This is a genomic window from Vreelandella rituensis, from assembly GCF_003336665.1.
Lineage (GTDB): Bacteria > Pseudomonadota > Gammaproteobacteria > Pseudomonadales > Halomonadaceae > Vreelandella > Vreelandella rituensis.
Genome location: NZ_QPIJ01000005.1, coordinates 30,505 through 51,504, shown reverse-complemented (window position 1 = coordinate 51,504; position 21,000 = coordinate 30,505). Strand labels below are relative to the sequence as shown.

At 58.0% G+C, this 21,000-nt stretch carries 20 protein-coding genes; 16 read left to right on the top strand and 4 right to left on the bottom strand.

From position 1 onward, the window contains the following. Positions 1–217 precede the first annotated feature (217 nt). A complete protein-coding gene (locus DU506_RS04165) occupies positions 218–475 on the top strand; it encodes a sulfurtransferase TusA family protein (protein ID WP_114485733.1) in 258 nt (85 codons plus the stop codon). After that, positions 472–1,569, top strand: a complete 1,098-nt coding sequence (locus DU506_RS04160; protein ID WP_114485690.1) for an AI-2E family transporter — start codon at positions 472–474, stop codon at positions 1,567–1,569. The genes DU506_RS04165 and DU506_RS04160 overlap by 4 nt, the downstream gene beginning before the upstream one ends. A 76-nt stretch (positions 1,570–1,645) precedes the next feature. Here the strand turns inward: DU506_RS04160 and DU506_RS04155 are convergent, their stop codons facing one another. Beyond that, on the bottom strand, positions 1,646–2,122 hold the full coding sequence (locus DU506_RS04155) for a peroxiredoxin (RefSeq protein ID WP_114485689.1): 477 nt from the start codon (positions 2,120–2,122) through the stop codon (positions 1,646–1,648). Between the two features lie 222 nt (positions 2,123–2,344). On the opposite strand from DU506_RS04155, the gene dapA reads away from it, so the two are divergent. The 3 genes from dapA to purC all read left to right on the top strand — a co-directional run bounded on the left by dapA (position 2,345) and on the right by purC (position 5,058). After that, entirely contained in the window at positions 2,345–3,229 is an 885-nt protein-coding gene (gene dapA / locus DU506_RS04150) for a 4-hydroxy-tetrahydrodipicolinate synthase (RefSeq protein WP_114485688.1), read from the top strand. A 74-nt stretch (positions 3,230–3,303) separates the two neighbouring features. After that, a complete protein-coding gene (locus DU506_RS04145) occupies positions 3,304–4,290 on the top strand; it encodes an outer membrane protein assembly factor BamC (RefSeq protein WP_114485687.1) in 987 nt (328 codons plus the stop codon). A 51-nt stretch (positions 4,291–4,341) separates the two neighbouring features. Next, positions 4,342–5,058 (top strand): phosphoribosylaminoimidazolesuccinocarboxamide synthase, encoded by a 717-nt coding sequence (purC, locus tag DU506_RS04140; protein ID WP_114485686.1) that lies wholly within the window; start codon positions 4,342–4,344, stop codon positions 5,056–5,058. Positions 5,059–5,086: 28 nt separating this feature from the next. Here purC and tsaA read toward each other — a convergent pair whose 3' ends face one another. Further along, positions 5,087–5,815 carry a tRNA (N6-threonylcarbamoyladenosine(37)-N6)-methyltransferase TrmO gene (gene tsaA / locus DU506_RS04135; RefSeq protein WP_114485685.1) on the bottom strand — a complete coding sequence of 243 codons (729 nt, stop codon included), beginning with the start codon at positions 5,813–5,815 and terminating at the stop codon, positions 5,087–5,089. Between the two features lie 102 nt (positions 5,816–5,917). Here tsaA and DU506_RS04130 point away from each other — a divergent pair, with 102 nt between their 5' ends. Then, positions 5,918–6,415 carry a GNAT family N-acetyltransferase gene (locus DU506_RS04130; protein ID WP_114485684.1) on the top strand — a complete coding sequence of 166 codons (498 nt, stop codon included), beginning with the start codon at positions 5,918–5,920 and terminating at the stop codon, positions 6,413–6,415. Positions 6,416–6,428: 13 nt separating this feature from the next. Here the strand turns inward: DU506_RS04130 and nadC are convergent, their stop codons facing one another. Next, positions 6,429–7,286, bottom strand: a complete 858-nt coding sequence (nadC, locus tag DU506_RS04125; protein ID WP_114485683.1) for a carboxylating nicotinate-nucleotide diphosphorylase — start codon at positions 7,284–7,286, stop codon at positions 6,429–6,431. Between the two features lie 98 nt (positions 7,287–7,384). Here nadC and ampD point away from each other — a divergent pair, with 98 nt between their 5' ends. The 7 genes from ampD to DU506_RS04090 all read left to right on the top strand — a co-directional run bounded on the left by ampD (position 7,385) and on the right by DU506_RS04090 (position 16,725). Further along, complete coding sequence (gene ampD, locus DU506_RS04120) at positions 7,385–8,014, top strand: 1,6-anhydro-N-acetylmuramyl-L-alanine amidase AmpD (RefSeq protein WP_114485732.1); 630 nt, start codon at positions 7,385–7,387, stop codon at positions 8,012–8,014. A 406-nt stretch (positions 8,015–8,420) separates the two neighbouring features. Then, a complete protein-coding gene (gene aceE, locus DU506_RS04115; protein WP_114485682.1) occupies positions 8,421–11,093 on the top strand; it encodes a pyruvate dehydrogenase (acetyl-transferring), homodimeric type in 2,673 nt (890 codons plus the stop codon). A 57-nt stretch (positions 11,094–11,150) separates the two neighbouring features. Next, entirely contained in the window at positions 11,151–13,178 is a 2,028-nt protein-coding gene (aceF, locus tag DU506_RS04110) for a dihydrolipoyllysine-residue acetyltransferase (RefSeq protein ID WP_114485681.1), read from the top strand. A gap of 200 nt (positions 13,179–13,378) precedes the next feature. Further along, the gene (gene adk / locus DU506_RS04105; RefSeq protein ID WP_114485680.1) at positions 13,379–14,035 is read left to right on the top strand and encodes an adenylate kinase; all 657 of its coding nucleotides are present in this window, start codon (positions 13,379–13,381) and stop codon (positions 14,033–14,035) included. A gap of 107 nt (positions 14,036–14,142) precedes the next feature. Then, the gene (tsaB, locus tag DU506_RS04100) at positions 14,143–14,841 is read left to right on the top strand and encodes a tRNA (adenosine(37)-N6)-threonylcarbamoyltransferase complex dimerization subunit type 1 TsaB (RefSeq protein WP_114485731.1); all 699 of its coding nucleotides are present in this window, start codon (positions 14,143–14,145) and stop codon (positions 14,839–14,841) included. Then, positions 14,838–15,530, top strand: coding sequence for a class I SAM-dependent methyltransferase (locus tag DU506_RS04095; protein ID WP_114485679.1), 693 nt, complete (start codon positions 14,838–14,840; stop codon positions 15,528–15,530). The genes tsaB and DU506_RS04095 overlap by 4 nt, the downstream gene beginning before the upstream one ends. Before the next feature lie 73 nt (positions 15,531–15,603). Beyond that, positions 15,604–16,725 (top strand): phospholipase D-like domain-containing protein, encoded by a 1,122-nt coding sequence (locus DU506_RS04090; RefSeq protein ID WP_114485730.1) that lies wholly within the window; start codon positions 15,604–15,606, stop codon positions 16,723–16,725. Here the strand turns inward: DU506_RS04090 and DU506_RS04085 are convergent. Next, positions 16,722–17,381 carry a YecA/YgfB family protein gene (locus DU506_RS04085; RefSeq protein ID WP_114485678.1) on the bottom strand — a complete coding sequence of 220 codons (660 nt, stop codon included), beginning with the start codon at positions 17,379–17,381 and terminating at the stop codon, positions 16,722–16,724. The two genes, DU506_RS04090 and DU506_RS04085, sit on opposite strands and share 4 nt — an antisense overlap. A gap of 43 nt (positions 17,382–17,424) precedes the next feature. Between DU506_RS04085 and DU506_RS04080 the strand changes: the two genes are divergently transcribed. The 3 genes from DU506_RS04080 (at position 17,425) to DU506_RS04070 (ending at position 20,985) form a co-directional block, all read left to right on the top strand. Then, the gene (locus DU506_RS04080; protein ID WP_114485729.1) at positions 17,425–17,985 is read left to right on the top strand and encodes a SprT family zinc-dependent metalloprotease; all 561 of its coding nucleotides are present in this window, start codon (positions 17,425–17,427) and stop codon (positions 17,983–17,985) included. A gap of 190 nt (positions 17,986–18,175) precedes the next feature. After that, positions 18,176–20,125 (top strand): acetate--CoA ligase, encoded by a 1,950-nt coding sequence (gene acs, locus DU506_RS04075; protein WP_114485677.1) that lies wholly within the window; start codon positions 18,176–18,178, stop codon positions 20,123–20,125. A gap of 197 nt (positions 20,126–20,322) precedes the next feature. After that, entirely contained in the window at positions 20,323–20,985 is a 663-nt protein-coding gene (locus tag DU506_RS04070; protein WP_114485676.1) for a response regulator, read from the top strand. Positions 20,986–21,000 lie beyond the last annotated feature (15 nt).

Genomic DNA, 21,000 nt, shown 5'->3' with positions numbered 1-21,000 from the left:
ATGCTAAAAGAACAAGGTAAATGAAATGGGCTGAAAAGATGAAAAAAGCGGGATGTTAAGCAATCAGTAACGTTGTGACATTGATTCACAGGCGGAAGTGCCGTTAAATCCTCAGGGTTTTGTCGAAAGAATTTTATTGAAAGCGTTTATTGAAAAAGTTTTATCGAAACAGGGTGCCATTGGTATGCATGGCATTCTCATGGGAGTTTCCAGTTTTATGCAACCCAGCTCTATGCAACCCGATACGGTATTGAATGCCTGTGGGCTTTCATGTCCGCTGCCATTGCTCAAGGCCAAGCAGGCGCTATCGCGCTTGGCGCCTGGTGAGTTACTGGAAGTGCAGGCCACGGATGCCGGCTCCTGGCGTGATTTTGACTCTTTTACCGCGCAGAGTGAACATGAATTGATCGCGCGTGAAACACGCGGTGACATCTATCATTACTGGATTCGTAAGGGCGGAGCTCCCATTTCATGACCATGCAGGCATTATTGAAAGGCTGGGTGGATCGTTACTTTTCCGATGAAGAGGCGATTATTCTGCTACTGGTATTGGTGGTGGGGTTCGCTGCGGTGATCTGGTTCGGGCGTATGTTGGCGCCTTTTTTCACCTCATTGGTGATTGCCTTCCTGTTGCAGGGGGGAGTGAATGCGTTGACCCGCCGAGGGGTGCCCCACCTGCTCGCGGTGATCGTGATATTTCTGGGGTTCATCAGCATACTGTTGAGCATGGCGTTTATTCTCATGCCATTGATCTGGAACCAGATGGTGAGCTTGTTGCAGGAAACCCCGCGTATGTTCGCCAGTGGCCAGCGCTGGCTCGATGAGCTTCAGGGTCGCTACCCCAACCTGATCACGCCCGATCAAATGCAAAGCTGGATCGGCGTGGCAAGCCGTGAAATCACTCAGTTGGGCCAACGTGCGCTGACGCTTTCGCTGGCCTCGCTGGGTAATGTCCTGTCGTTGATCATCTACCTGGTACTGGTTCCCATCCTGGTGTTCTTCATGCTCAAGGACCGCCAGAAGCTAGTTGCCTTCACGCTCTCCTTGTTACCGCAAAAACGCAACTTGATGGAGCGTGTCTGGCAGGAGATGGACGTCCAGATTGCCAACTATGTGCGTGGCAAGTTCATCGAGATCATCATTGTAGGTACGGTCACTTTCTTGACGTTCGCTTACTTCGGCTTGCCCTATTCAGCCTTGCTGGCGGTATTGGTGGGGTTCTCGGTATTGGTGCCTTACATCGGGGCGGCGGTGGCGACCCTGCCGGTTGCCGCCGTGGCCGGGTTTCATTTCGGTCTTAGTGAACAGTTCGCCTATGTCTTGATTGCCTACGCAATTATCCAGGCGCTGGATGGCAATGTGCTGGTGCCGGTATTGTTTTCCGAAGCGGTTAATCTGCACCCGGTCTCGATCATCGTGGCGGTGCTGTTTTTCGGCGGGATCTGGGGCTTCTGGGGGATATTCTTTGCGATACCGCTGGCTACCTTGCTCAAGGCGCTGGTGTATGCCTGGCCGCGGGGTATCCGTAAGCGCCATGAAAAACAAGCGTTGGAAGCGGGACAGGGTTGATGATTCACTCGCCCGCAAATGCTGTTAGGCGGGAGCAGGCGATGTGTGTGGTCAAGCTGGACATAGTCAGGCGCGATCATTTACCTTCATGCAGCGCCTGGGCGGCTTCCAACACCTCGTCGACGTGACCTTTTACCTTGACCTTGCGCCACTCGCGGGCAAGTCGACCGCCTTTATCGATCAGGAAAGTGCTGCGTTCGATCCCAAGATGCTCCTTGCCGTAGAGCTTCTTGAGTTTGATCACTTCGAATAGCCGACAAACGGCTTCGTCCTTGTCCGAGATAAGCTCGAAATTAAAGCCCTGCTTGGCCTTGAAGTTTTCCTGAGCACGAATGCCGTCACGCGAGACGCCGAGTATCAGGGTGTCGGCCGCATCGAAGGCTTGCTTGAGATCGCGAAAATCGCCGCCTTCCGTGGTGCAGCCTGGCGTGCTGGCCTTGGGGTAAAAGTACACCACCACCTGCTTTCCCTTGAGATCCGAAAGCGTGATGGTGGCGTCACCGGTGGCCTGGGCGGTAAAATCCGGAACGGGCTGGCCTAGACTGAGACTCATGGAAATTCCTCATGGGGTGGTAGGTTAAGGTGCCGATTACACGCAACCCGCAGCCTGCTGTCAAAACGCATTTGCGCAGGCTGAAAAAAGACAGGTGGCTTTGCGCTGTACACACTCGAGTCGCCTGAGTACCATTTGTCCCTTACGTGGCGGCAGGGCGTTATGTTTGACGCTGCGCCGATTTTTTGTCAGCGGGTACCTCCGAAATAGAGGAATGAACGGATGATCACAGGCAGTATTGTCGCCCTGGCGACGCCGATGAAAGTCAATGGCGACATCGACTGGGAGGCGCTTCGTCGTCTAGTGAACTTCCATCTCGACAACGGCACCGATGGTATTGTCGCCGCCGGTACCACCGGTGAACCCACCACCATGTCATTCGCCGAGCACTTCGATGTGATTCGCAGCGTGGTCGAGCAAGTCAACGGGCGAATTCCGGTGATTGCGGGTACCGGTGCCAACGCCACGTCGGAAGCCGTGGAATTGGCACGCTATGCCAGCGAAGTGGGTGCGGATTACTGTCTCTCCGTGTGTCCGTATTACAACAAGCCGACCCAAGAAGGGCTGTATCAACACTTCAAGGCGGTGGCCGAAGGCAGCCAATTGCCGGTTATCCTGTACAACGTGCCGGGGCGTACCTGCTCGGATCTGTACAATGAGACCGTGGTACGCTTGGCCAAAATCGATAATATCATTGGTTTGAAGGATGCCACCGGCAATCTCGAGCGTGCGGAAGACTTGATCAAGCGCTTGGAAGGCAGTGGTTTCATGCTTTATTCAGGTGATGATGCTACCGCCTGCGACTTCATGCTGATGGGCGGCCATGGCGATATCTCGGTGACCGCCAACGTAGCGCCCAGGGCAATGCATGAGTTGTGCGCGGCGGCGGTAGCCGGGGATGCCGACAAGGCTCACCAAATCAATACGCGCCTGATGCCGTTGCATACTAACCTGGGGATTGAGTCGAATCCTATTGCGGTGAAATGGGCTCTACACCGCATGGGGTATGCCGAACCCGGTATCCGATTGCCGCTTACCTGGCTTTCGGAAAAATACCACGCCACGGTCAGTGAAGCGCTGCAATTGGCTGGTGTGATCGAGGAATGATCGCCTTGTTGAGCAGGCGCATATACCGGTGAGCCGTCGCCGGGTCCCGAACTGTAGATTGCTAAGGTGGCTTGATGAAATTTGCGCTTAATAACCCTGCACTCAAATGGATGCCGTTGACGCTAGTGGCGGCCATGTCATTGGCAGGGTGTGCGCGTGATGGTTTCTACCATGACCGTAACCTGGACTATGTGGAAACCACGCCCAGTGCACCCTTGGCATTGCCGGAAAGTCGCGATATGCGACAGTATGGCGACGCCATGCCAGTGCCGCCTGTCACCTCTGAAAATACCCGACCTTCCGAACCCGCTCTGGTCAGGCCGCCAAGAGCACTTGCCGGTAGTGGCGCTGAGCAGGATTACGTGGAGCGCCGCGATATCGATGGGCAAAGCTGGCTGGTGGTCGCGGCGCCTCCCGGCGCGGTTTGGTCGCAGCTGGAAGATTTCGTCCAGTCGCGGCGGCTCGGTGTGCAAGAGAGCGATGCCGAGCGTGGGGTTATCGAAACCACTCAGGGGCGTATTCGGCTGGAAAGTGGCTTGCGTGCCGGTAACAGCGAAGTGCGCTGTGAACGCGGCGGTCAGACATTGGGTGCCTGTCTGGATGCGTTGGAAAATCACTTCAGCGCCCGTAGCGCCCTGGCTGATTCCGTATCATCTTCACTTTCCGCCCAGCGTCTGGATCGTAGCGCATACATCCAGCTGGAGCAGGAAGGAGACGAGTGGAAAGTCATCATTCCCCGCAATATCGACAGGGTATGGGCGGAACTCAATCATTTCCTGACGCTTGAGTTCGCTCAAGAAGGGCAGCATGAACTGTTGTCGGAAGACCCTCAGGCACATGAGTTTATCGTGGACTATACCCCCAGCGAGAAGCGCGAGCGTGGCTTTCTGTTGGGCCTGATCACCCCGGACGTCAGTCAGATGTCGCAACGCATCCGCCTGGCGCTGGAATCCGTGAGTGCCGATCAGACGGTACTGCGGGCGATCAATGCCAGCGAGCGTGACCTTACCTCGCAAGACCAACGAGAACTGCTGGAACGGGTATCCAGCTATCTGCGCTGAGTGCCGACTGATCGGTTGTTACCTTTGTTTTGACTCTCCTTCGGAGCCCTCATGGAAAAGCGTCAAGAACTTTATGCCGGTAAGGCGAAATCCGTCTACACCACCGATGATCAAGACCGGTTGGTGCTGCAGTTTCGTGATGATACCAGTGCCTTTGATGGTAAGAAAAAAGAAGCCTTGGCCCGCAAGGGCATGGTCAACAATGTGTTCAATGCCTTCATCATGGCGCGCCTGCAGGAAGCCGGGGTGCCGACGCATTTTGAAAAACGTCTGAATGCCACCGAAAGCCTGGTCAAGAAGCTCGACATGATTCCGGTGGAATGTGTGGTGCGTAACATTGCGGCCGGCGGGTTGGTCAAACGGCTGGGCGTGGAAGAAGGCATCGAACTTGCCCCGCCGACCTTCGAGTTGTTTCTGAAGGACGATGAGAAGGGCGACCCCATGATCAACGAGTCATTGGCGGAAACCTTCGGGTGGGCGAAACCCGAGCAACTGGCTGAAATGAAAGCGCTGACTTACCAGGTGAACGACGTGCTCAAGGCGTTGTTCGCTCAAGGTGGGCTATTGCTGGTGGATTACAAGCTCGAATTCGGTGTCTTCAAGGGTAAGATCGTGTTGGGGGATGAATTCTCGCCGGACGGTTGCCGACTGTGGGATGCCGAGACCCGCGAAAAGCTGGACAAGGATCGCTTCCGCCAAGGCCTGGGTGGTGTCATCGAAGCCTACGAGGAAGTCGGCCGACGCATCGGAATCGAATTCCCTGCCTGAACCGCCTTTCCTGCAAGCCAGCCCTGCCTTAAACCGCGACGATCGCCACGACTTCCAGAGTCGTGGCGTCATTGTTTATTACAGCGCGAAAGCGCACATCCACGTCTCTGAGCCTGACTCCATGGAGGCGGTCCGCTGTGCTGTTCTTGCGATAGGCCGGGCGAGGGTCCTGGGCAAGCACTTGGCTGATGAGCAGCGTTAGCGATTCCCCCTCAGGGTGTTGCGCCAAGTCGCAAACAGCAGAAGGGGAAAAGCTCACCGGGCAGGCTTCAGGCGGCTGGGGAGCAAAGCCGGAACGTGCTTCCGGGTGTGCTTCCGCCCAAGGTAAGTAGGGCTTGATATCCACCACCGGCGTGCCGCTGACCAGGTCGCAACCAGCTAATTCCAGGCGCACACCCTGGGTAGTGTCCACGCGCGTAAGCTCCACCAGCGAAAGTCCCAGACGGTTGGGGCGATGGGTGCTGCGGCTGGCAAATACGCCGACTTTGGCATTGCCGCCCAGGCGAGGTGGACGCACTAACGGTGTCCAGCGTTCAGGGCTCTGATGAAAAATGAAGCTTAGCCACAGGTGGCTAAAGGCTTCCAGTCCGCGTACCGCCAAGGCGTCATTGTGCGGGGGTGTCAGCACAAGCGTGGCGCGCGCCGCCGGGGCCAGGCCCGGCTGGCGCGGAATGCCGAATTTATCCGGGTAATCGCTTTCGATCACACCGATAGAAGTGAGTGAAAAGTGAGCAGCTGCGAAAGATGAATCAGGCATAGGGAGCAGGGTATCGTGGAAAGTAATCGAGACGGTGCGGCTTGAGTCGTTTAAGCAAAGTGCTTAGTCTGCCAAGACGCGCCAACCAATAAGGATAACCGGATGACTAGCCCTCGCATACTTTATCGTGCCGCCCTGTCGCGTGATGCGGCCGACCAGGCGGAAGTGTTTTACCATGCGGTGATGCAAGGTGCGACGGCGCAATACGACTTGACGCAGCGCCAGGCCTGGGCTTCGGCACTGCCGCGAGAAGCCAGTGCCTGGGCGGTGCGTCAGGCGCTTTATACCACCCTGGTGGCTACCTGTGATGGCCGTTGCGTGGCTTTTCTGGAGCTGGATATTCCCACAGGTCGCGTGGTCACTCTCTACGTCTGGCCGACGTTGGCCGGGCGGGGTATTGGCACCACCTTGTTGATCCATGCCGAGCGTTTGTTGCTGGAACATGGCATCCAGCATATCCAGATAGACGCCAGCCTGATGCTTTGTGAACGTTTGCTGCGACGGGGCTGGCGTGACTTAGGTGAGGAATGGGTCGAGCGTGGCGGCGAGCGGTTGCGTCGCCACCATTTGAAAAAGCCAATCGTGGCGGTAGAAACCTAGGCGATGCTTGGCATCACGTTTGTGAGCGCGTCTGGGTGATGCGCATGGAAAGGTCGATGGCTTTGATATCCTTGGTTAACGCACCGCTGGAAATACAGTCAACGCCGGTCTCGGCAATGGCGCGCAGCGTGCTTGCGTCGACGTTCCCCGAGGCTTCCAGGACAGCGCGTCCTGCGGTACGTTTGACCGCTTCGCGCATATCGTCCAGTGAGAAGTTATCCAGCATGATAGTATCGGCGCCCGCCGCCAGTGCCTGATCGAGCTCATCGAACGTTTCCACTTCGATTTCCACGGCAAGTTCCTTGGCAATCTTGTGAGCCTGGTTGATTGCCGCTTCGATACCGCCACAGGCAGCAATATGATTTTCCTTGATAAGAAAAGCATCCCACAGACCGATACGGTGGTTATGCCCACCGCCGCAAGTCACCGCGTATTTTTGCGCTAAACGCATGCCAGGTAGTGTCTTGCGCGTATCCAGCAGACGTACACCGGTATTTTCGATCAAGTTCACATAATGCCGTGTGGCTGTCGCGGTGGCGGAAAGTGTCTGCAGCAGATTGAGTGCGGCACGTTCGCCGGTCAATAGACTGCGCGCAGGACCCTCCATTTCCACAAAGCGTTGCCCGGCTTCCAAGCTGTCACCATCCGCGGCCAGCCAATGGAGCACCACACGGCTGTCCAGGCGGCGAAATACCTCATCGACCCAAGCAACACCGCATAGCACCGCAGCCTCTCGGGTAATCACATGAGCGGTGGCCCACTGGGTGTCGGGGATCAATTCAGCGGTAATGTCCCCGGGGCCGACGTCTTCCGCCAACAGGTGCGCGGCGCTGTTACGGATTTCATCGATAAGGGCGGTTTGATAATGCATAGCGTGCCTTTCAGCAGAAGGAATAACATATAGTTGAGCATTATAGGAAAAGTCACAGCGCAACGTCAGGGGGCAAGGTGATCAAGCGACAACAAACCATGGAGAAAAGTGCAGTCGACCAACGTCCAGTCCATCAAGATTCAATCGAACAAGGGTGGTGGGGGGCAGCGTGCCGGGTGGATTCGCCCAATCAGGATCAGCGTCCCGAAGGCGAAGTCTCGTTACTGCTCCTGCATGCTATCAGTTTGCCACCGGGGCAGTTTCATGGCGATGCAATAGAGGCCTTGTTTCTGAACCGCCTTGATCCGGATGCGGATGAATTTTTTAGTGAGATCGCCCATTTGCGCGTCTCGGCACATTTGCTGATTCGCCGCGACGGTAAGTGCGTCCAGTTCGTCCCCTTCGAGTCGCGGGCCTGGCATGCCGGGCGCTCTATCTGGTTCGATGCACGTTGCAAGCAGTGGCGCCGCGCACTCAATGATCTTTCAGTGGGTATCGAGCTTGAAGGAGATGACGAGACGCCTTTCACCCAGGCTCAATATCATGCCTTGGCGTGTGCCACCAAAAACTTGATGGACTGCTATCCTTCTCTTACGCCCGAACGTATTACCAGCCACGCCCAGGTGGCGCCGTTGCGCAAGACCGACCCTGGACCGGCATTTGATTGGCAATATTTTCGCGGCTATCTGGCTGGACTATCGTCTAAAACCTATAAAACGGTAGTTTGACTACAAGTTGCTGCGCCTTGGTCGTAAGACGCGATATTCTGGGCAATGCTTATGCTGCAGTGCAGTACTTTGTTTTCGATAGGCTTTTCCTGTTGCGGTGAATTGGCAGCGTGGCGACTTTGAGGTATCTTCTGCTGTACAAGCCAGTTATTTTTAACATTTTTGTAGCTTTACTACATTTTGAAATTACGTGATTCGTTTTGAAATTAGATAGTCGTTGAATATAGCTCGCGGAATATAGTTCGTTGAATATAGAGCCAAATTCCAATTCGGTGCTGTTGCCGTCTATTATGGTTGATGCTCTTTACAGCGATTTATCATTGGTTCACGGCGTAAGCGTCGCTATCGCCGGCCGGCCCTGAGGTTGCGGGGCCATTGTCATTTATCGTCATTCGGAGAGACCTCTATGAGTCTGGAGACAAGAGAAGATCTCGATCTGACCGAAACCACGGAATGGATGGATTCCCTGGAGTCGGTACTGGATCGCGAGGGTGAGGATCGTGCCCGCTACCTGATGACCCGCCTGGCGGACCGGCTGCGCCGAGACGGGATGAAGGTGCCCTTCTCGGTGACAACCCCGCACCGCAACACCATCCCGGTCCACCGCGAAGCGCCGATGCCGGGCGACCTGTTCATGGAACGCCGCATTCGTTCCATCATCCGCTACAACGCCATCGCCCAGGTGATCCGCAACAACCGCGCCTGCCCCGGGGTGGGCGGCCATATTGCCAGCTTCATGTCGGCGGCAACGCTCTATGATGTGGGCTTCAACCACTTCTTCCGCGCCCCCAACGGCGACTTTGAAGGCGACCTGATCTACATCCAGGGCCATGTGGCGCCGGGCATCTATGCCCGCGCCTTCCTCGAAGGCCGCCTGTCCGAAGCGCAGATGGACAAGTTCCGTCAGGAAGTCGACGGCGACGGCCTGTCGTCCTACCCGCACCCCTGGCTGATGCCCGACTTCTGGCAGTTCCCCACAGTCTCCATGGGTCTGGGCCCGATCCAGGCGATCTACCAGGCTCACGTGATGAAGTACCTGCACTCGCGTGAAATGAAGGACATGCACGATCGCAAGATCTGGTGTTTCATGGGTGACGGCGAGTGCGACGAGCCCGAATCGCTGGGCGCGATTTCCCTGGCCGGGCGCGAGAACCTCGACAACCTGATCTTTGTGGTCAACTGCAACCTCCAGCGCCTGGACGGCCCGGTGCGCGGCAACGGCCGTATCATGGACGAGCTGGAAGGGGTGTTCCGCGGCGCCGGCTGGAACGTGGTCAAGGTCGTCTGGGGCCGTCACTGGGATCCCCTGTTCGAGAAGGACAAGAAAGGCATCCTGCAAAAGCGCATGGATGAGGCGGTCGACGGCGAGTACCAGAACTACAAGGCCAACGGCGGCGCCTACACCCGCGAGCACTTTTTCGGCAAGTACCCGGAAACCGCCGCGATGGTCAAGGACCTGTCCGACGAGGACATCTGGAAGCTCAACCGCGGCGGCCACGACCCCTTCAAAGTGTATGCGGCCTACCACGAGGCCACCCAGAACGCCGGCGGCAAGCCTACCGTGATCCTGGCGCACACCGTCAAGGGCTACGGCATGGGCGGCGGTGACGGCGAAGCCGCCAACGAAGCCCACCAGATCAAGACCATGGAACACGAGGCGTTGAAGACCTTCCGCGACCGCTTCGGCATTCCCCTGTCCGACGACCAGCTCAAGGACGTGCCCTACTACAAGCCCGAGGACGACTCCCCCGAGCTCAAGTACATGCACCTGCAGCGCGAACGCCTGGGTGGCTATTTGCCCAGCCGGCGCAGCGACTTCCAGGCGCTGGAGATCCCCGGGCTCGATCACAAGATCTTCGCCTCCCAGACCGGCGGCTCCAAGGGCCGCGAAGTCTCCACCACCATGGCCTTCGTGCGGGTGCTCAACGGCCTGGTCAAGGACAAGACCCTGGGCAAACGCGTGGTACCGATCATCCCCGATGAAGCGCGCACCTTCGGCATGGAAGGCATGTTCCGCCAGCTGGGCATCTACACCTCCGAAGGCCAGAAGTACGAGCCGGTGGACAAGGGCCAGATCATGTTCTACCGCGAGGACAAGCAAGGCCAGATCCTCGAGGAAGGTATCTCCGAGGCTGGTGCCATGTCCGCCTGGATCGCCGCCGCTACCTCCTACTCGAACAACAACGTCACCCTGCTGCCGTTCTACGTCTACTATTCCATGTTCGGCTTCCAGCGCATCGGCGATCTCGCCTGGGCCGCCGGCGACCTCCAGGCGCGCGGCTTCATGGTCGGCGGCACCGCCGGGCGCACCACGCTCAACGGCGAAGGCCTGCAGCACCAGGACGGCCACAGCCTGATCCAAGCCTCGACCATCCCCAATTGCCGCAGCTACGACCCCACCTACGCCCACGAGGTCGCGGTGATCCTCCAGGACGGCCTGAAGCGCATGTTCGCCGACAAGGAAAACTGCTTCTACTACCTCACGGTGATGAACGAGAACTACGAGCACCCCGAGCTCGAGACGATCCCCGCCGAGGACATCATCAAGGGCATGTACCTGCTGCGCGAGACAAAGGGCGACAAGGGCCGCGTCCAGCTGCTGGGCTCCGGCACCATCCTGCGCGAAGTCGAAGCCGCCGCCGAGCTGCTGGCCAAGGACTGGGGCATCGGCGCCGACATCTGGAGCGTCACCAGCTTCAACGAGCTGCGCCGTGACGCCCTGACCGTCGACCGCCAGGCTTTCCTGCACCCCGACGAGGACCCGGCCACGCCGCATGTCACCCAGTGCCTGGCCGGGCGCGAGGGGCCGGTGATCGCCTCCACCGACTACATGAAGCTCTACGCCGACCAGGTCCGCGCCTGGGTGCCCAGCGACTACACGGTACTGGGTACCGACGGCTACGGGCGCTCCGACAGCCGCGAGAAGTTGCGCTACTTCTTTGAAGTGGACCGCCACTTCGTGGTGGTCGCCGCGCTCAAGGCCCTGGCGGATCGCGGCGAGATCGAACGCAAGCGGGTCGGCGAGGCCATCAAGCAATACGGCATCGACCCCGACAAGCCCAACCCGCTGACCAGCTGATCCGGTGCCCGGCGGGCCAGGCCCGCCGGCTCGACACGATTTGGAAGGAGCGCGACCTTGAGTAGCGAAATCATCAAAGTGCCCGACATCGGTGGCAGCGAAGGTGTCGAAATCATCGAGATCGCGGTGGCCGAAGGCGACGTGATCGCCGCGGAAGACACCCTGATCACCCTGGAATCCGATAAGGCCAGCATGGACGTGCCCGCCCCGAAAGGCGGCAAGGTCCTCAAGGTGCTGGTGAAAGAAGGCGATACGGTCTCGGAAGGCGACGACATCCTCGAGCTGGAAATCGAGGGGGGCGGCGACGGCGAAAACGACGAAAAGCCCGCCCCAGCCGAGCCTGAGCCCGACGCAAGACCGTCATCGCAAGAGAAACAAGCACCGCCAGCGGCGGATAAGCCTGCCGCCAAAAAAGCCGGCGGCGGTAAGCAGACCGTCGACATCAAGGTGCCGGACCTGGGCGGCGACAGCGACGTCGAGATCATCGACGTGGCGGTGGCCGAAGGCGACGAAGTCGACGCCGAAGACACCCTGATCACCCTGGAGTCCGACAAGGCCTCCATGGACATGCCTAGCCCACACACCGGCAGGATCGTCAGCTTGACGGTCAAGGAAGGCGATGCCGTCTCCGAAGGCGATGTGATCGGCCAAATGGAAATCGCCGGTGACGGCGCGGCCGACGAGCCGGCACCGGCGCAAGAAGCCGCCTCTGCGCCGGCTAGCGAGCCAGAGGCAGACGCTACCGAAAGTACTGCCGAAGAAGAAACCGGCAACGGCGAGCCCGAGCGCAAGGAAATTCGGGTGCCGGATCTGTCCGGTTCCACGGATGTACCGATCATCGAGATCGGCGTGGCGGCCGGTGACGAGGTCAATGAGGAAGATCCGCTGATCACCCTGGAGTCCGACAAGGCTTCGATGGACGTGCCCAGCCCTTACAAGGGCCGGATCGTCGAGCTAACCGTCAAGGAAGGTGACACGGTCTCCGAAGGCGACGTAATCGGTATCATGGAGGTGGCGGGCACCAAGCCGGCCAAGAAAGCCAAGCCACAGTCGGCCGAAAAGAGCGCCCCGGCGCCCAAGGCTGACAAGCCGGCCGCCAAGGCGGAAACGCCCCCCGGCACCCCGAGCCCCGAAGCCCAGATGGCTGCACACAAGCCGCGCGACGGCAAGCTGGTGCATGCCGGGCCGGCGGTGCGCATGCTGGCCCGGGAGCTGGGCGTGGACCTGGGGCTGGTCAAGCCCAGCGGCCCCAAGGAGCGGGTACTCAAGGAAGACGTGCATGAGTACGTCAAGCAGGCGATTGCCAACCAGGCCAAGCCCGGTGCGGCCCCCGCCGCCAGCGGTGGCGCGGGCATCCCGCCGATTCCCGAGGTCGACTTTAGCCAGTTCGGCGAGATCGAAGAAAAGCCCATGGGGCGGTTGCTCAAGATGGGCGCAACCAACCTGCACCGCAGCTGGCTGAACGTGCCCCACGTGACCCAGTTCGACGAAGCCGACATCACCGAGCTCGAAGCGTTTCGCAAGGCGATGAAGGCCGAAGCGGAAGCCCAGGGCGCCAAGCTCACCCCGCTGCCGTTCATGGTCAAGGCCTGTGCCTTTGCGCTTAGGAAGTTCCCGCAGTTCAACGTCAGCCTGAAGGGCGACGGCGAGACGCTGGTGTGGAAGCACTACGTGCATATCGGCGTGGCGGTGGATACTCCGGCCGGACTGATGGTGCCGGTGGTGCGCGATGCCGACAAGAAGTCGTTGATCGAGATCGCCAAGGACATGGCCGAGCTGGGCAAGAAGGCCCAGACCAAGAAACTCAAGCGCGAGGAAATGACCGGCGGCTGCTTCACCATCTCGAGTCTGGGGTCGATCGGCGGCACGGCGTTCACCCCGATCGTCAATGCGCCGGAAGTGGCCATCCTCGGGGTGTCCAAGGCGTCGATGAAGCCGGTCTGGGACGGCACCGCCTTCCAGCCACGGCTGATGATGCCGCTGTCGCTGTCCTACGATCACCGAGCGATCAACGGGGCGGATGCAGCGCGCTTCACCGCCTTCCTGGCGGAGGTGCTGAGCGATATTCGGCGCTTGCTGCTGTAGCAGAGTTATTTTAAGTAACGTTACGTTAGCGGCGCCTTCGGGCGCCGTTTGCGTCGCATGTTTTCGATCTAAACCGGTTTTACCGGCTAAACTTGATAAAAAAGCCGCTTCTCAGGCTTTTGGAGAGTTGTGCCTCTTCGGCGGCGCGGTTATTGTCGACGGTCTATTTTTTACATTTTTGTAATCCAAGGAGCAGTGCGATGCGTTTGATCCTGTTGGGCGCCCCGGGGGCTGGTAAAGGAACTCAAGCTCAATTTATTTGCGAGCAGTTCAAGATCCCGCAAATTTCCACCGGCGACATGCTGCGCGCCGCCGTCAAGGAAGGCAGTGAGCTGGGGCTCAAGGTCAAGGAAATCATGAACAGCGGTGGTCTGGTGTCCGACGACCTCATCATCGATCTGGTCAAGGAGCGTATCAGCCAGCCGGATTGCGAAAATGGTTTCCTGCTGGATGGCTTTCCGCGCACCATTCCTCAGGCGGAAGCCATGAAAGATGCCGGCGTGAAGATCGATCATGTACTGGAAATCGCGGTTTCCGATGAGGAAATCGTCAGTCGTCTGGCAGGACGCCGGGTTCACCCTGCATCCGGGCGCGTCTATCACGTCGAGCACAATCCGCCCAAGGAATCAGGCAAGGATGATGTGACCGGTGAAGCCTTGATTCAACGCGAGGATGATCAGGAATCAACCGTGCGTCATCGTCTTGCGGTCTATCATGACCAAACGGCTCCGCTGGTCGACTATTACCAGCAGTGGGCCAAGGAAGATCCGCAAGCGGCCCCCGAGTATCACCGTGTGGAAGGCACCGGTAGCGTTGACGAGATTACCGGTCAGGTGCTTGAAGCACTTAAAGACTGACTCTCGCTTGCCCAGCATCGCAGATGGCCCGCCTCGTGCGGGCCATCGTCGTTATGGCCCAAGCCACGTATAATCATGTTTCATTCTGCGTTGGGTGGTTTTTCGCCATGTCATCAGTGTTGCTTGCCTTGGATGCCTCTTCGAGTGCTTGTTCGGTTGCCTTGCTCCGGCGGGATGCCGGAAAGCAGGAATGCATCAGTCGCTTTGAGCTGACGCCCCGTGCCCATACCCGTCGGTTGATGCCGATGGTGGATGAGGTCCTGGCCGAGGCCGGTATTGCTCCAAGCGAGTTGGATGCGGTGGCCTATGGACGTGGTCCAGGTTCTTTCACCGGCTTGCGAATTGCAGCGGGGGCGGCTCAGGGGTTGGCGTTCGGTCTGGAACGGCCTCTGTTGGGCGTATCCACCCTGGAGGCTTTGGCGCTGGGTGCCCACCGTCGCTATCACTTTCGCTATCTGGTCACTGCCCTGGATGCCCGGATGGGCGAGATCTATGTGGCTGCCTGGCACTGTGCCGATGGTGTCACCACGCTTTTGCAGGAAGAAGCGGTAATCGCCCCGCAAGCCTTGCGGTTGCCCGCAAAGGAAACCGACTGGGTAGGGGTGGGGTCGGGTTGGACGTTATGGGAGCAAATGCCCGCCCAGGTTCAAGCCGGCTTGACCCAGACGCTCGAGAACATCGAAGCCAGTGCCGAAGACATGGTGGTGTTGGCTGCTCGGGACCTTGATGCTGGCCTGGGGCGTGATCCCCATGAGGTTCAGCCAGTGTATCTGCGTAATGAAGTCGCCTGGAAAAAGCCGGCATGAGTCTTCCCGATGGGTTGATCTTGCGCCATCAGTCAGATGGCTTGGTGCTGGCCGGGGATGAACTTCTCTACGGCAAGCCTCTACGTGTGGATTTTGTGCAAGGGCGTGCGGCTCATCGGCGGCGCTTCGGTGGTGGCCGCGGCCAACTGGTCGCCAAGGCATGCGGTTTGAGCAAGGGGGTAACGCCGAATGTGGTCGATGCCACTGCGGGTCTGGGGCGCGATGCTTTCGTATTGGCGAGCCTGGGGGCCGAGGTGCTATTGATCGAGCGTGTCGACGCCATTGCCGCCTTGCTTGGGGATGGTCTGATGCGTGCCGCCGGTGATCCAGAGATTGCCGCGATAATAGCGCGTATGCGGTTGATCAAGGGGGATGCGGTGAGTGAACTAGAGGCATTGGTCGCTGAAGCGGCGTTTTCGCCACAAGTCATTCATCTTGATCCCATGTTTCCTCATCGGGAAAAGTCTGCCCTGGTCAAAAAGGAAATGCGCCTGTTTCGTGAACTAGCGGGCGATGATCCTGATGCATCGCGCTTGCTGGAAGCGGCGCTGGATGTGGCGACCCATCGGGTGGTGGTCAAGCGGCCACGCAAGGCGCCGCCTATCGCGGGTCCGGCGCCTCAGCACAGTGTGGAGGGTAAAACCAGTCGGTATGATTTGTATGTTCACCGGGCGTTGACCCAGCGCTGACACTTGCCAGGCTGAGCCACAAACGCCTGGGAAAGAAGATCAAGGATGCGACGGGATGCATGAAGGAAGCGGTTTGAAAAGTGTCTGGCGAGAGAGCAACCAATTTACGTTACTGCCCGAGGCTTCTCGGTTTTTGCCTGCCATGTTCAAGGTGGTGTCGCAGGCGCAGGATTACATACTGGTCGAACTCTACTTGATGGAGTCCGGTAAGCTTGCCACTCGGGTCTGCAATGCGCTGATCGCCGCGGCCCAGCGTGGTGTGACGGTTCTTCTATTGTTGGATGGTTACGGCGCCATGGGCCTTTCAAAGGAAGACCGACACCGTTTGGAAGCCGGCGGCGTAGCATTGCGTTTTTTCAATCCGCTAGGGTTTCATTCCCTGGCACGTAATCTGAGCCGTGATCACCGTAAAATCGTGGTAGTCGATGGGAAGGTGGCGTTCACCGGTGGGTTCGGGGCCGTGGATGAATTCCTTCAAGCCTGGTATGAAATTGCCATCCGTATTCAGGGGCCGGTAGTGAACGACTGGGAGCGACTGTTCCGCCAGTTATGGGATTCCAGGCTGACACGCGGTACGGGAAAAACCTGGCTGGTACGCAATCTTCCGGATACATCTGCCGCGCAGCGAGGCGAGGAAGGCATGCGCGGCCGGGTGATCTGGGGGCGAGGTTACCGTTATCAGGCCATTCGCCACTCATTGTACCAACGTGTTTCCTCTTCCCGGCAACGGCTGTGGCTATGTACGCCTTATTTCGTGCCCACTTTCACCTTGCGGCTGAGGCTGACTCGGGCGGCGCGCCGAGGGGTGGATGTACGGTTGTTGCTGCCGGGGAGCAAGAACGACCACCCCGGGGTGCGCTATGCCAGTCAGCGGTTCTATCAGCGTATGCTCAAGGCGGGGGTGCGAATTTTTGAATTCCAGCCGACGTTCATCCATGCCAAATTTGTGGTGGTGGACGATTGGGTCAGCTTGGGGTCCTGCAATTTCGACCACTGGAATCTGCACTGGAACCTGGAAGCCAACCAGGAAATCGAAGATCGATATCTGGCGGATGAAGTGGGCGAATTGTTCAAGCGTAATTTCGCTTCCAGTGCAGAAGTGAATGTCGGTGAATGGGCGAAACGTCCTTATCCGCAACGCATCAAGGAATGGCTGTACGGCACGCTGGACAGCTTGCTGGCTCGGTTGCGTTAACGTCTTTTGCCCGGCGCCGGTGCCTTTTTGCGCGGCTTGGGCTTGGCGGTTTCCGGCGGCACCCGGTAGTGCAGGTAAATATCCAGTACCAGTTCGGGTAGCTGAACCACCAGCGCTTCCAAGCGCTGGGTATCGGCGGAAAGCTCCGCCATGTCCGGTTCGTCATTGAACAGCCCGGAGAGCAGCATGAACGGCAGAAGTAGCGTTGCCGTGGCCTCTTCGTTATCGTCGAACCAGGCGGTTTCATCGAGGAAAACGCCTTCCATGAAACCGGCACACCAATCGCCTATAGGTGTGTCTTCTGGTGTGGCTCCCTTGAGAGTCAGGTCGAAAGGTAGCTCCGGCAGCCCGCCTTGTTCGAGCACGTCCACGGCGTTATCGCGCAGCAAGGTGAGCAGCGCGAAAATGTCCTGACGCTGGGCATCGCTGGTGAACGTCGGCTCGCCTTGGAAAAGCTCTGCCATCCATTCAGTGGAGGGGGTTTCCCGCGGAGCGACGGCGAGAGCGACAAGAAAGCCATGAGCTGAAATCAAATCCAGTGCATCGGGGTCGACGTGCTCGGAATCGAGAAACTCATCCAGCCGTTCAAGTTGTTCATCGTCAAGCAGCGGCTGAGGAGAGGGTGTCTCCGCATGAGGGGAGGAGTGATCTGCCATGGGAACCTCATCATTACGTGAATCAAAGGCACAGTTTAGCATTATGACGACACCGGTATTGCCTTCGCCGTGCAGCAAACGACTAGGGTTACTTGATTCGAGCGCTTTGGCACAGGCCGTGGATGCGCGGGTGGCCGAGGCGTGGCAATTGTGCCGGGAAGTGCATCCTGATTTGCCGCGACCGGGAGTATGGCTGGATCTGCGGGGGGCCGGGGCGGGGCAAGCGAATATGAAACGCGGCGGGCTGCGTTTTAATCGACTACTCTTGGAAGATAATCGTCTGGCTTTCTTTGAGGAAGTGATTCCTCATGAAATGGCTCACTGGTTGGTGTTTCACCTGGAAAATGGTCCTCGGCTGAAACCTCATGGGCATGAATGGAAAACCGTCATGCGTGAATTATTCGGTTTGGTGCCTCGGGTAACTCACCGCTTCGATACGCAGCGCGTGCGTTTGACCCCGTTTCGCTATCGCTGTGGTTGCCGGGAGCATGCCTTGACGCGCCGCCGACATACCTTCGTCCTGCAAGGAGGATGCTACCGTTGCCGTTTTTGTGCCGAGACCTTGGTCTATCATGCGGAGGATGGGTCTGAAGGGCGTATATAAGTCTTTGTTATATAAATAAAAATAGCTAATACCAATGTCTAAAGGGAAGGCTGCCAAGGGAGGTTTATGCTAAGAGAGTTATATGGCGTCGATAGAGTTAATAATAACCTGGTCGACAACATTCCCCTTAGTGAGTGCATTTCACGGAATTGTTTCCGCGAACTCATTCCTACGGACTAGAGGCAATTTCATGAGCGAACAGCAGAACGTCTATCCGGTGCGCGACGATTTCGCCGCCAATGCCTGGGCCGACCAAGAAAAGTATCAGGCCATGTACCAGCAGTCGGTGGACGATCCTGAAGGCTTCTGGGCCGACCAGGCCGAGCGTATTAACTGGATCAAAAAACCCACAAAAATCAAGCACACTTCTTTCGACATCAATAACGTAGATATTCGCTGGTTTGAAGACGGCACTCTCAACGTCAGCGCCAACTGTCTGGATCGCCATCTTGAAGCGCGCGGCGACCAGCCGGCGATCATCTGGGAAGGGGATGACCCCAACGATTCCGAGACGATCACCTACCGTCAGCTGCATGAGCGTACCTGCAAGCTTGCCAATGCGCTCAAGGAAATGGGTGTCGCCAAGGGTGACGTAGTCACGCTTTACATGCCGATGATTCCGGAAGCCGCCGTCGCCATGCTGGCTTGTGCACGTATCGGTGCCATTCACTCCGTGGTCTTCGGTGGTTTCTCTCCAGATGCCGTCGCTCAACGTGTCATCGGTGCCGACTCCAAGCTGGTGATTACCGCCGATGAATCCGTGCGTGGCGGCAAGCACGTGCCGCTCAAGGATAACGTCGATGCCGCCCTGACGCGTCCCGGTACCGAAGTCTGCACGAAGGTATTGGTGGTCAAGCGTACTGGGGGCGATGTCGAGTGGAAGGACGGCCGTGACGTCTGGTATCAGGATGCCGTGAACCATCAGTCCACCGACTGTGCGGCGGAAGAAATGGGCGCCGAAGACCCGCTATTCATCCTTTACACGTCCGGCTCCACCGGTGCCCCCAAGGGGCTGAAGCATACCTCCGGGGGTTATCTGACGTATGCCGCGATGACGCATCAGTATGTCTTCGATTACAAGGAAGGCGAGGTTTACTGGTGTACCGCCGATGTGGGCTGGGTCACGGGGCATAGTTATATTATCTATGGGCCGCTCGCCAACGGTGGCATCACTCTGATGTTTGAAGGGGTGCCGAGCTATCCGACTCACGGCCGCATGGGTGAGATTGTTGATAAGCACAAAGTTTCCATCCTTTACACGGCCCCCACGGCGGTACGTGCCCTGATGGCGCATGGCGACAACGTCATGGATTCCAGTACGCGTGAAAGCCTGCGTTTGCTGGGCTCGGTAGGTGAACCAATCAACCCGGAAGCCTGGGAGTGGTTCTACCGCGTTATCGGCAATGAAAAATGCCCTATCGTGGATACCTGGTGGCAGACGGAAACCGGCGGCATCATGATAGCTCCCTTGCCGGGCGCAACCGACCTCAAGCCGGGCTCTGCGACCATGCCTTTCTTCGGTGTGGTGCCGGCCCTCGTTGACAACGAAGGCAATGAGCTCAAAGGCGCGACCGACGGTAATCTGGTGATCATGGATTCCTGGCCGGGTCAGGCGCGTTCGATCTGGAACGATCATGACCGCTTCGTTCAGACCTATTTTTCGACCTACAAAGGCATGTACTTCACCGGTGACGGTGCCCGCCGTGACGAGGATGGCTATTACTGGATCACCGGGCGTGTTGACGACGTGCTCAACGTCTCCGGCCACCGTATGGGTACCGCCGAGATTGAATCTTCTCTGGTGGCTCATGAAGCCGTTGCCGAGGCTGCTGTGGTTGGCTTCCCGCATGATATCAAGGGCCAGGGTATCTATATCTACGTTACCTTGAACGATAACGCCGAACCTACCGACGAACTCAAGAAAGAGTTGATCAAGTGGGTACGTAAGGACATCGGTCCCATTGCCTCGCCGGATATCATTCAGTGGGCACCAGGTCTGCCCAAGACGCGCTCAGGCAAGATCATGCGCCGTATCCTTCGCAAGATCGCTGCAAATGAATGTGACGGATTAGGCGATACCAGTACTCTGGCCGATCCTTCTGTCGTGGATGACCTAATCGAGCATCGCGCTATCAAATAATTGCTCCAGATCAAATATAAGCGATGCCAATGAACAATGCCGGCCCTTTGGGCCGGCATTGTTGTATAAAAATGACACATTCTTCGCGCAGTGCTTGGGCATCGGGAAGTCCATGCGTTACCATGCTCCCACCCCAATGAGCCTAGCCTCGTGGCGGCAGGTAGTGACCCGCTGCGCAAGGAACCGGAGGAATATCCATGGCCTTTGCCCATAAATTTATTGTCGCCGACGATCACCCGCTTTTTCGCGCGGCGCTGACGCAGGCGTTGCGCCAGTTGGCACCACAAGCAGAAATCGTGGAAGCCGACACCATGCAAGCGACCAACGAAGTGGTCAAGCGCCATCCCGATGCGGACTTGATCCTGCTGGATTTACACATGCCCGGCGCCCATGGTTTTTCCGGGTTGATTCAGTTACGCGGCCAGATGCCCGATATCCCGGTAGCGGTCGTGTCGGGGAGCGATGAACCTTATGTGGTAAGGCGGGCCATCGATTACGGCGCTTCCGGCTTTATCCCCAAATCATCTTCGCTGGCCCTGATTGCCGAAGCAGTGGGAGAAATTCTCGAAGGTGAAGTCTGGTTGCCGGAAGCCTTGGCTAATGTCATGGAAGGCAGCAATGAGGATGAAACGCGCTTTGCCGAAGCCATCGCCTCGTTGACCCCTCAGCAGTTTCGCGTTCTCAACATGTTGACGGAAGGCTTGCTTAACAAGCAGATTGCCTATGAGCTGAGTGTTTCCGAAGCCACGATCAAGGCACATGTAACGGCTATCCTGCGCAAGCTGGGAGTGCATTCACGCACCCAGGCGGTGATTGCCGCCCAGAAGCTTGAAGTCGACCCCCCTAAGGTTCAGTCCTGAACTAACCCTGCCTTT

Coding starts and splice junctions, on each gene's coding strand:
- ampD (WP_114485732.1), top strand. CDS start 7,385: ATGGAGAAAAGTGCAGTCGACCAACGTCCAGTCCATCAAGATTCAATC.
- DU506_RS04095 (WP_114485679.1), top strand. CDS start 14,838: ATGAGTCTTCCCGATGGGTTGATCTTGCGCCATCAGTCAGATGGCTTG.
- DU506_RS04080 (WP_114485729.1), top strand. CDS start 17,425: ATGACGACACCGGTATTGCCTTCGCCGTGCAGCAAACGACTAGGGTTA.
- tsaA (WP_114485685.1), bottom strand. CDS start 5,815: ATGCCTGATTCATCTTTCGCAGCTGCTCACTTTTCACTCACTTCTATC.
- DU506_RS04070 (WP_114485676.1), top strand. CDS start 20,323: ATGGCCTTTGCCCATAAATTTATTGTCGCCGACGATCACCCGCTTTTT.
- DU506_RS04165 (WP_114485733.1), top strand. CDS start 218: ATGCAACCCAGCTCTATGCAACCCGATACGGTATTGAATGCCTGTGGG.
- DU506_RS04155 (WP_114485689.1), bottom strand. CDS start 2,122: ATGAGTCTCAGTCTAGGCCAGCCCGTTCCGGATTTTACCGCCCAGGCC.
- purC (WP_114485686.1), top strand. CDS start 4,342: ATGGAAAAGCGTCAAGAACTTTATGCCGGTAAGGCGAAATCCGTCTAC.
- DU506_RS04130 (WP_114485684.1), top strand. CDS start 5,918: ATGACTAGCCCTCGCATACTTTATCGTGCCGCCCTGTCGCGTGATGCG.
- DU506_RS04085 (WP_114485678.1), bottom strand. CDS start 17,381: ATGGCAGATCACTCCTCCCCTCATGCGGAGACACCCTCTCCTCAGCCG.
- nadC (WP_114485683.1), bottom strand. CDS start 7,286: ATGCATTATCAAACCGCCCTTATCGATGAAATCCGTAACAGCGCCGCG.
- aceE (WP_114485682.1), top strand. CDS start 8,421: ATGAGTCTGGAGACAAGAGAAGATCTCGATCTGACCGAAACCACGGAA.
- tsaB (WP_114485731.1), top strand. CDS start 14,143: ATGTCATCAGTGTTGCTTGCCTTGGATGCCTCTTCGAGTGCTTGTTCG.
- DU506_RS04160 (WP_114485690.1), top strand. CDS start 472: ATGACCATGCAGGCATTATTGAAAGGCTGGGTGGATCGTTACTTTTCC.
- dapA (WP_114485688.1), top strand. CDS start 2,345: ATGATCACAGGCAGTATTGTCGCCCTGGCGACGCCGATGAAAGTCAAT.
- DU506_RS04145 (WP_114485687.1), top strand. CDS start 3,304: ATGAAATTTGCGCTTAATAACCCTGCACTCAAATGGATGCCGTTGACG.
- adk (WP_114485680.1), top strand. CDS start 13,379: ATGCGTTTGATCCTGTTGGGCGCCCCGGGGGCTGGTAAAGGAACTCAA.
- acs (WP_114485677.1), top strand. CDS start 18,176: ATGAGCGAACAGCAGAACGTCTATCCGGTGCGCGACGATTTCGCCGCC.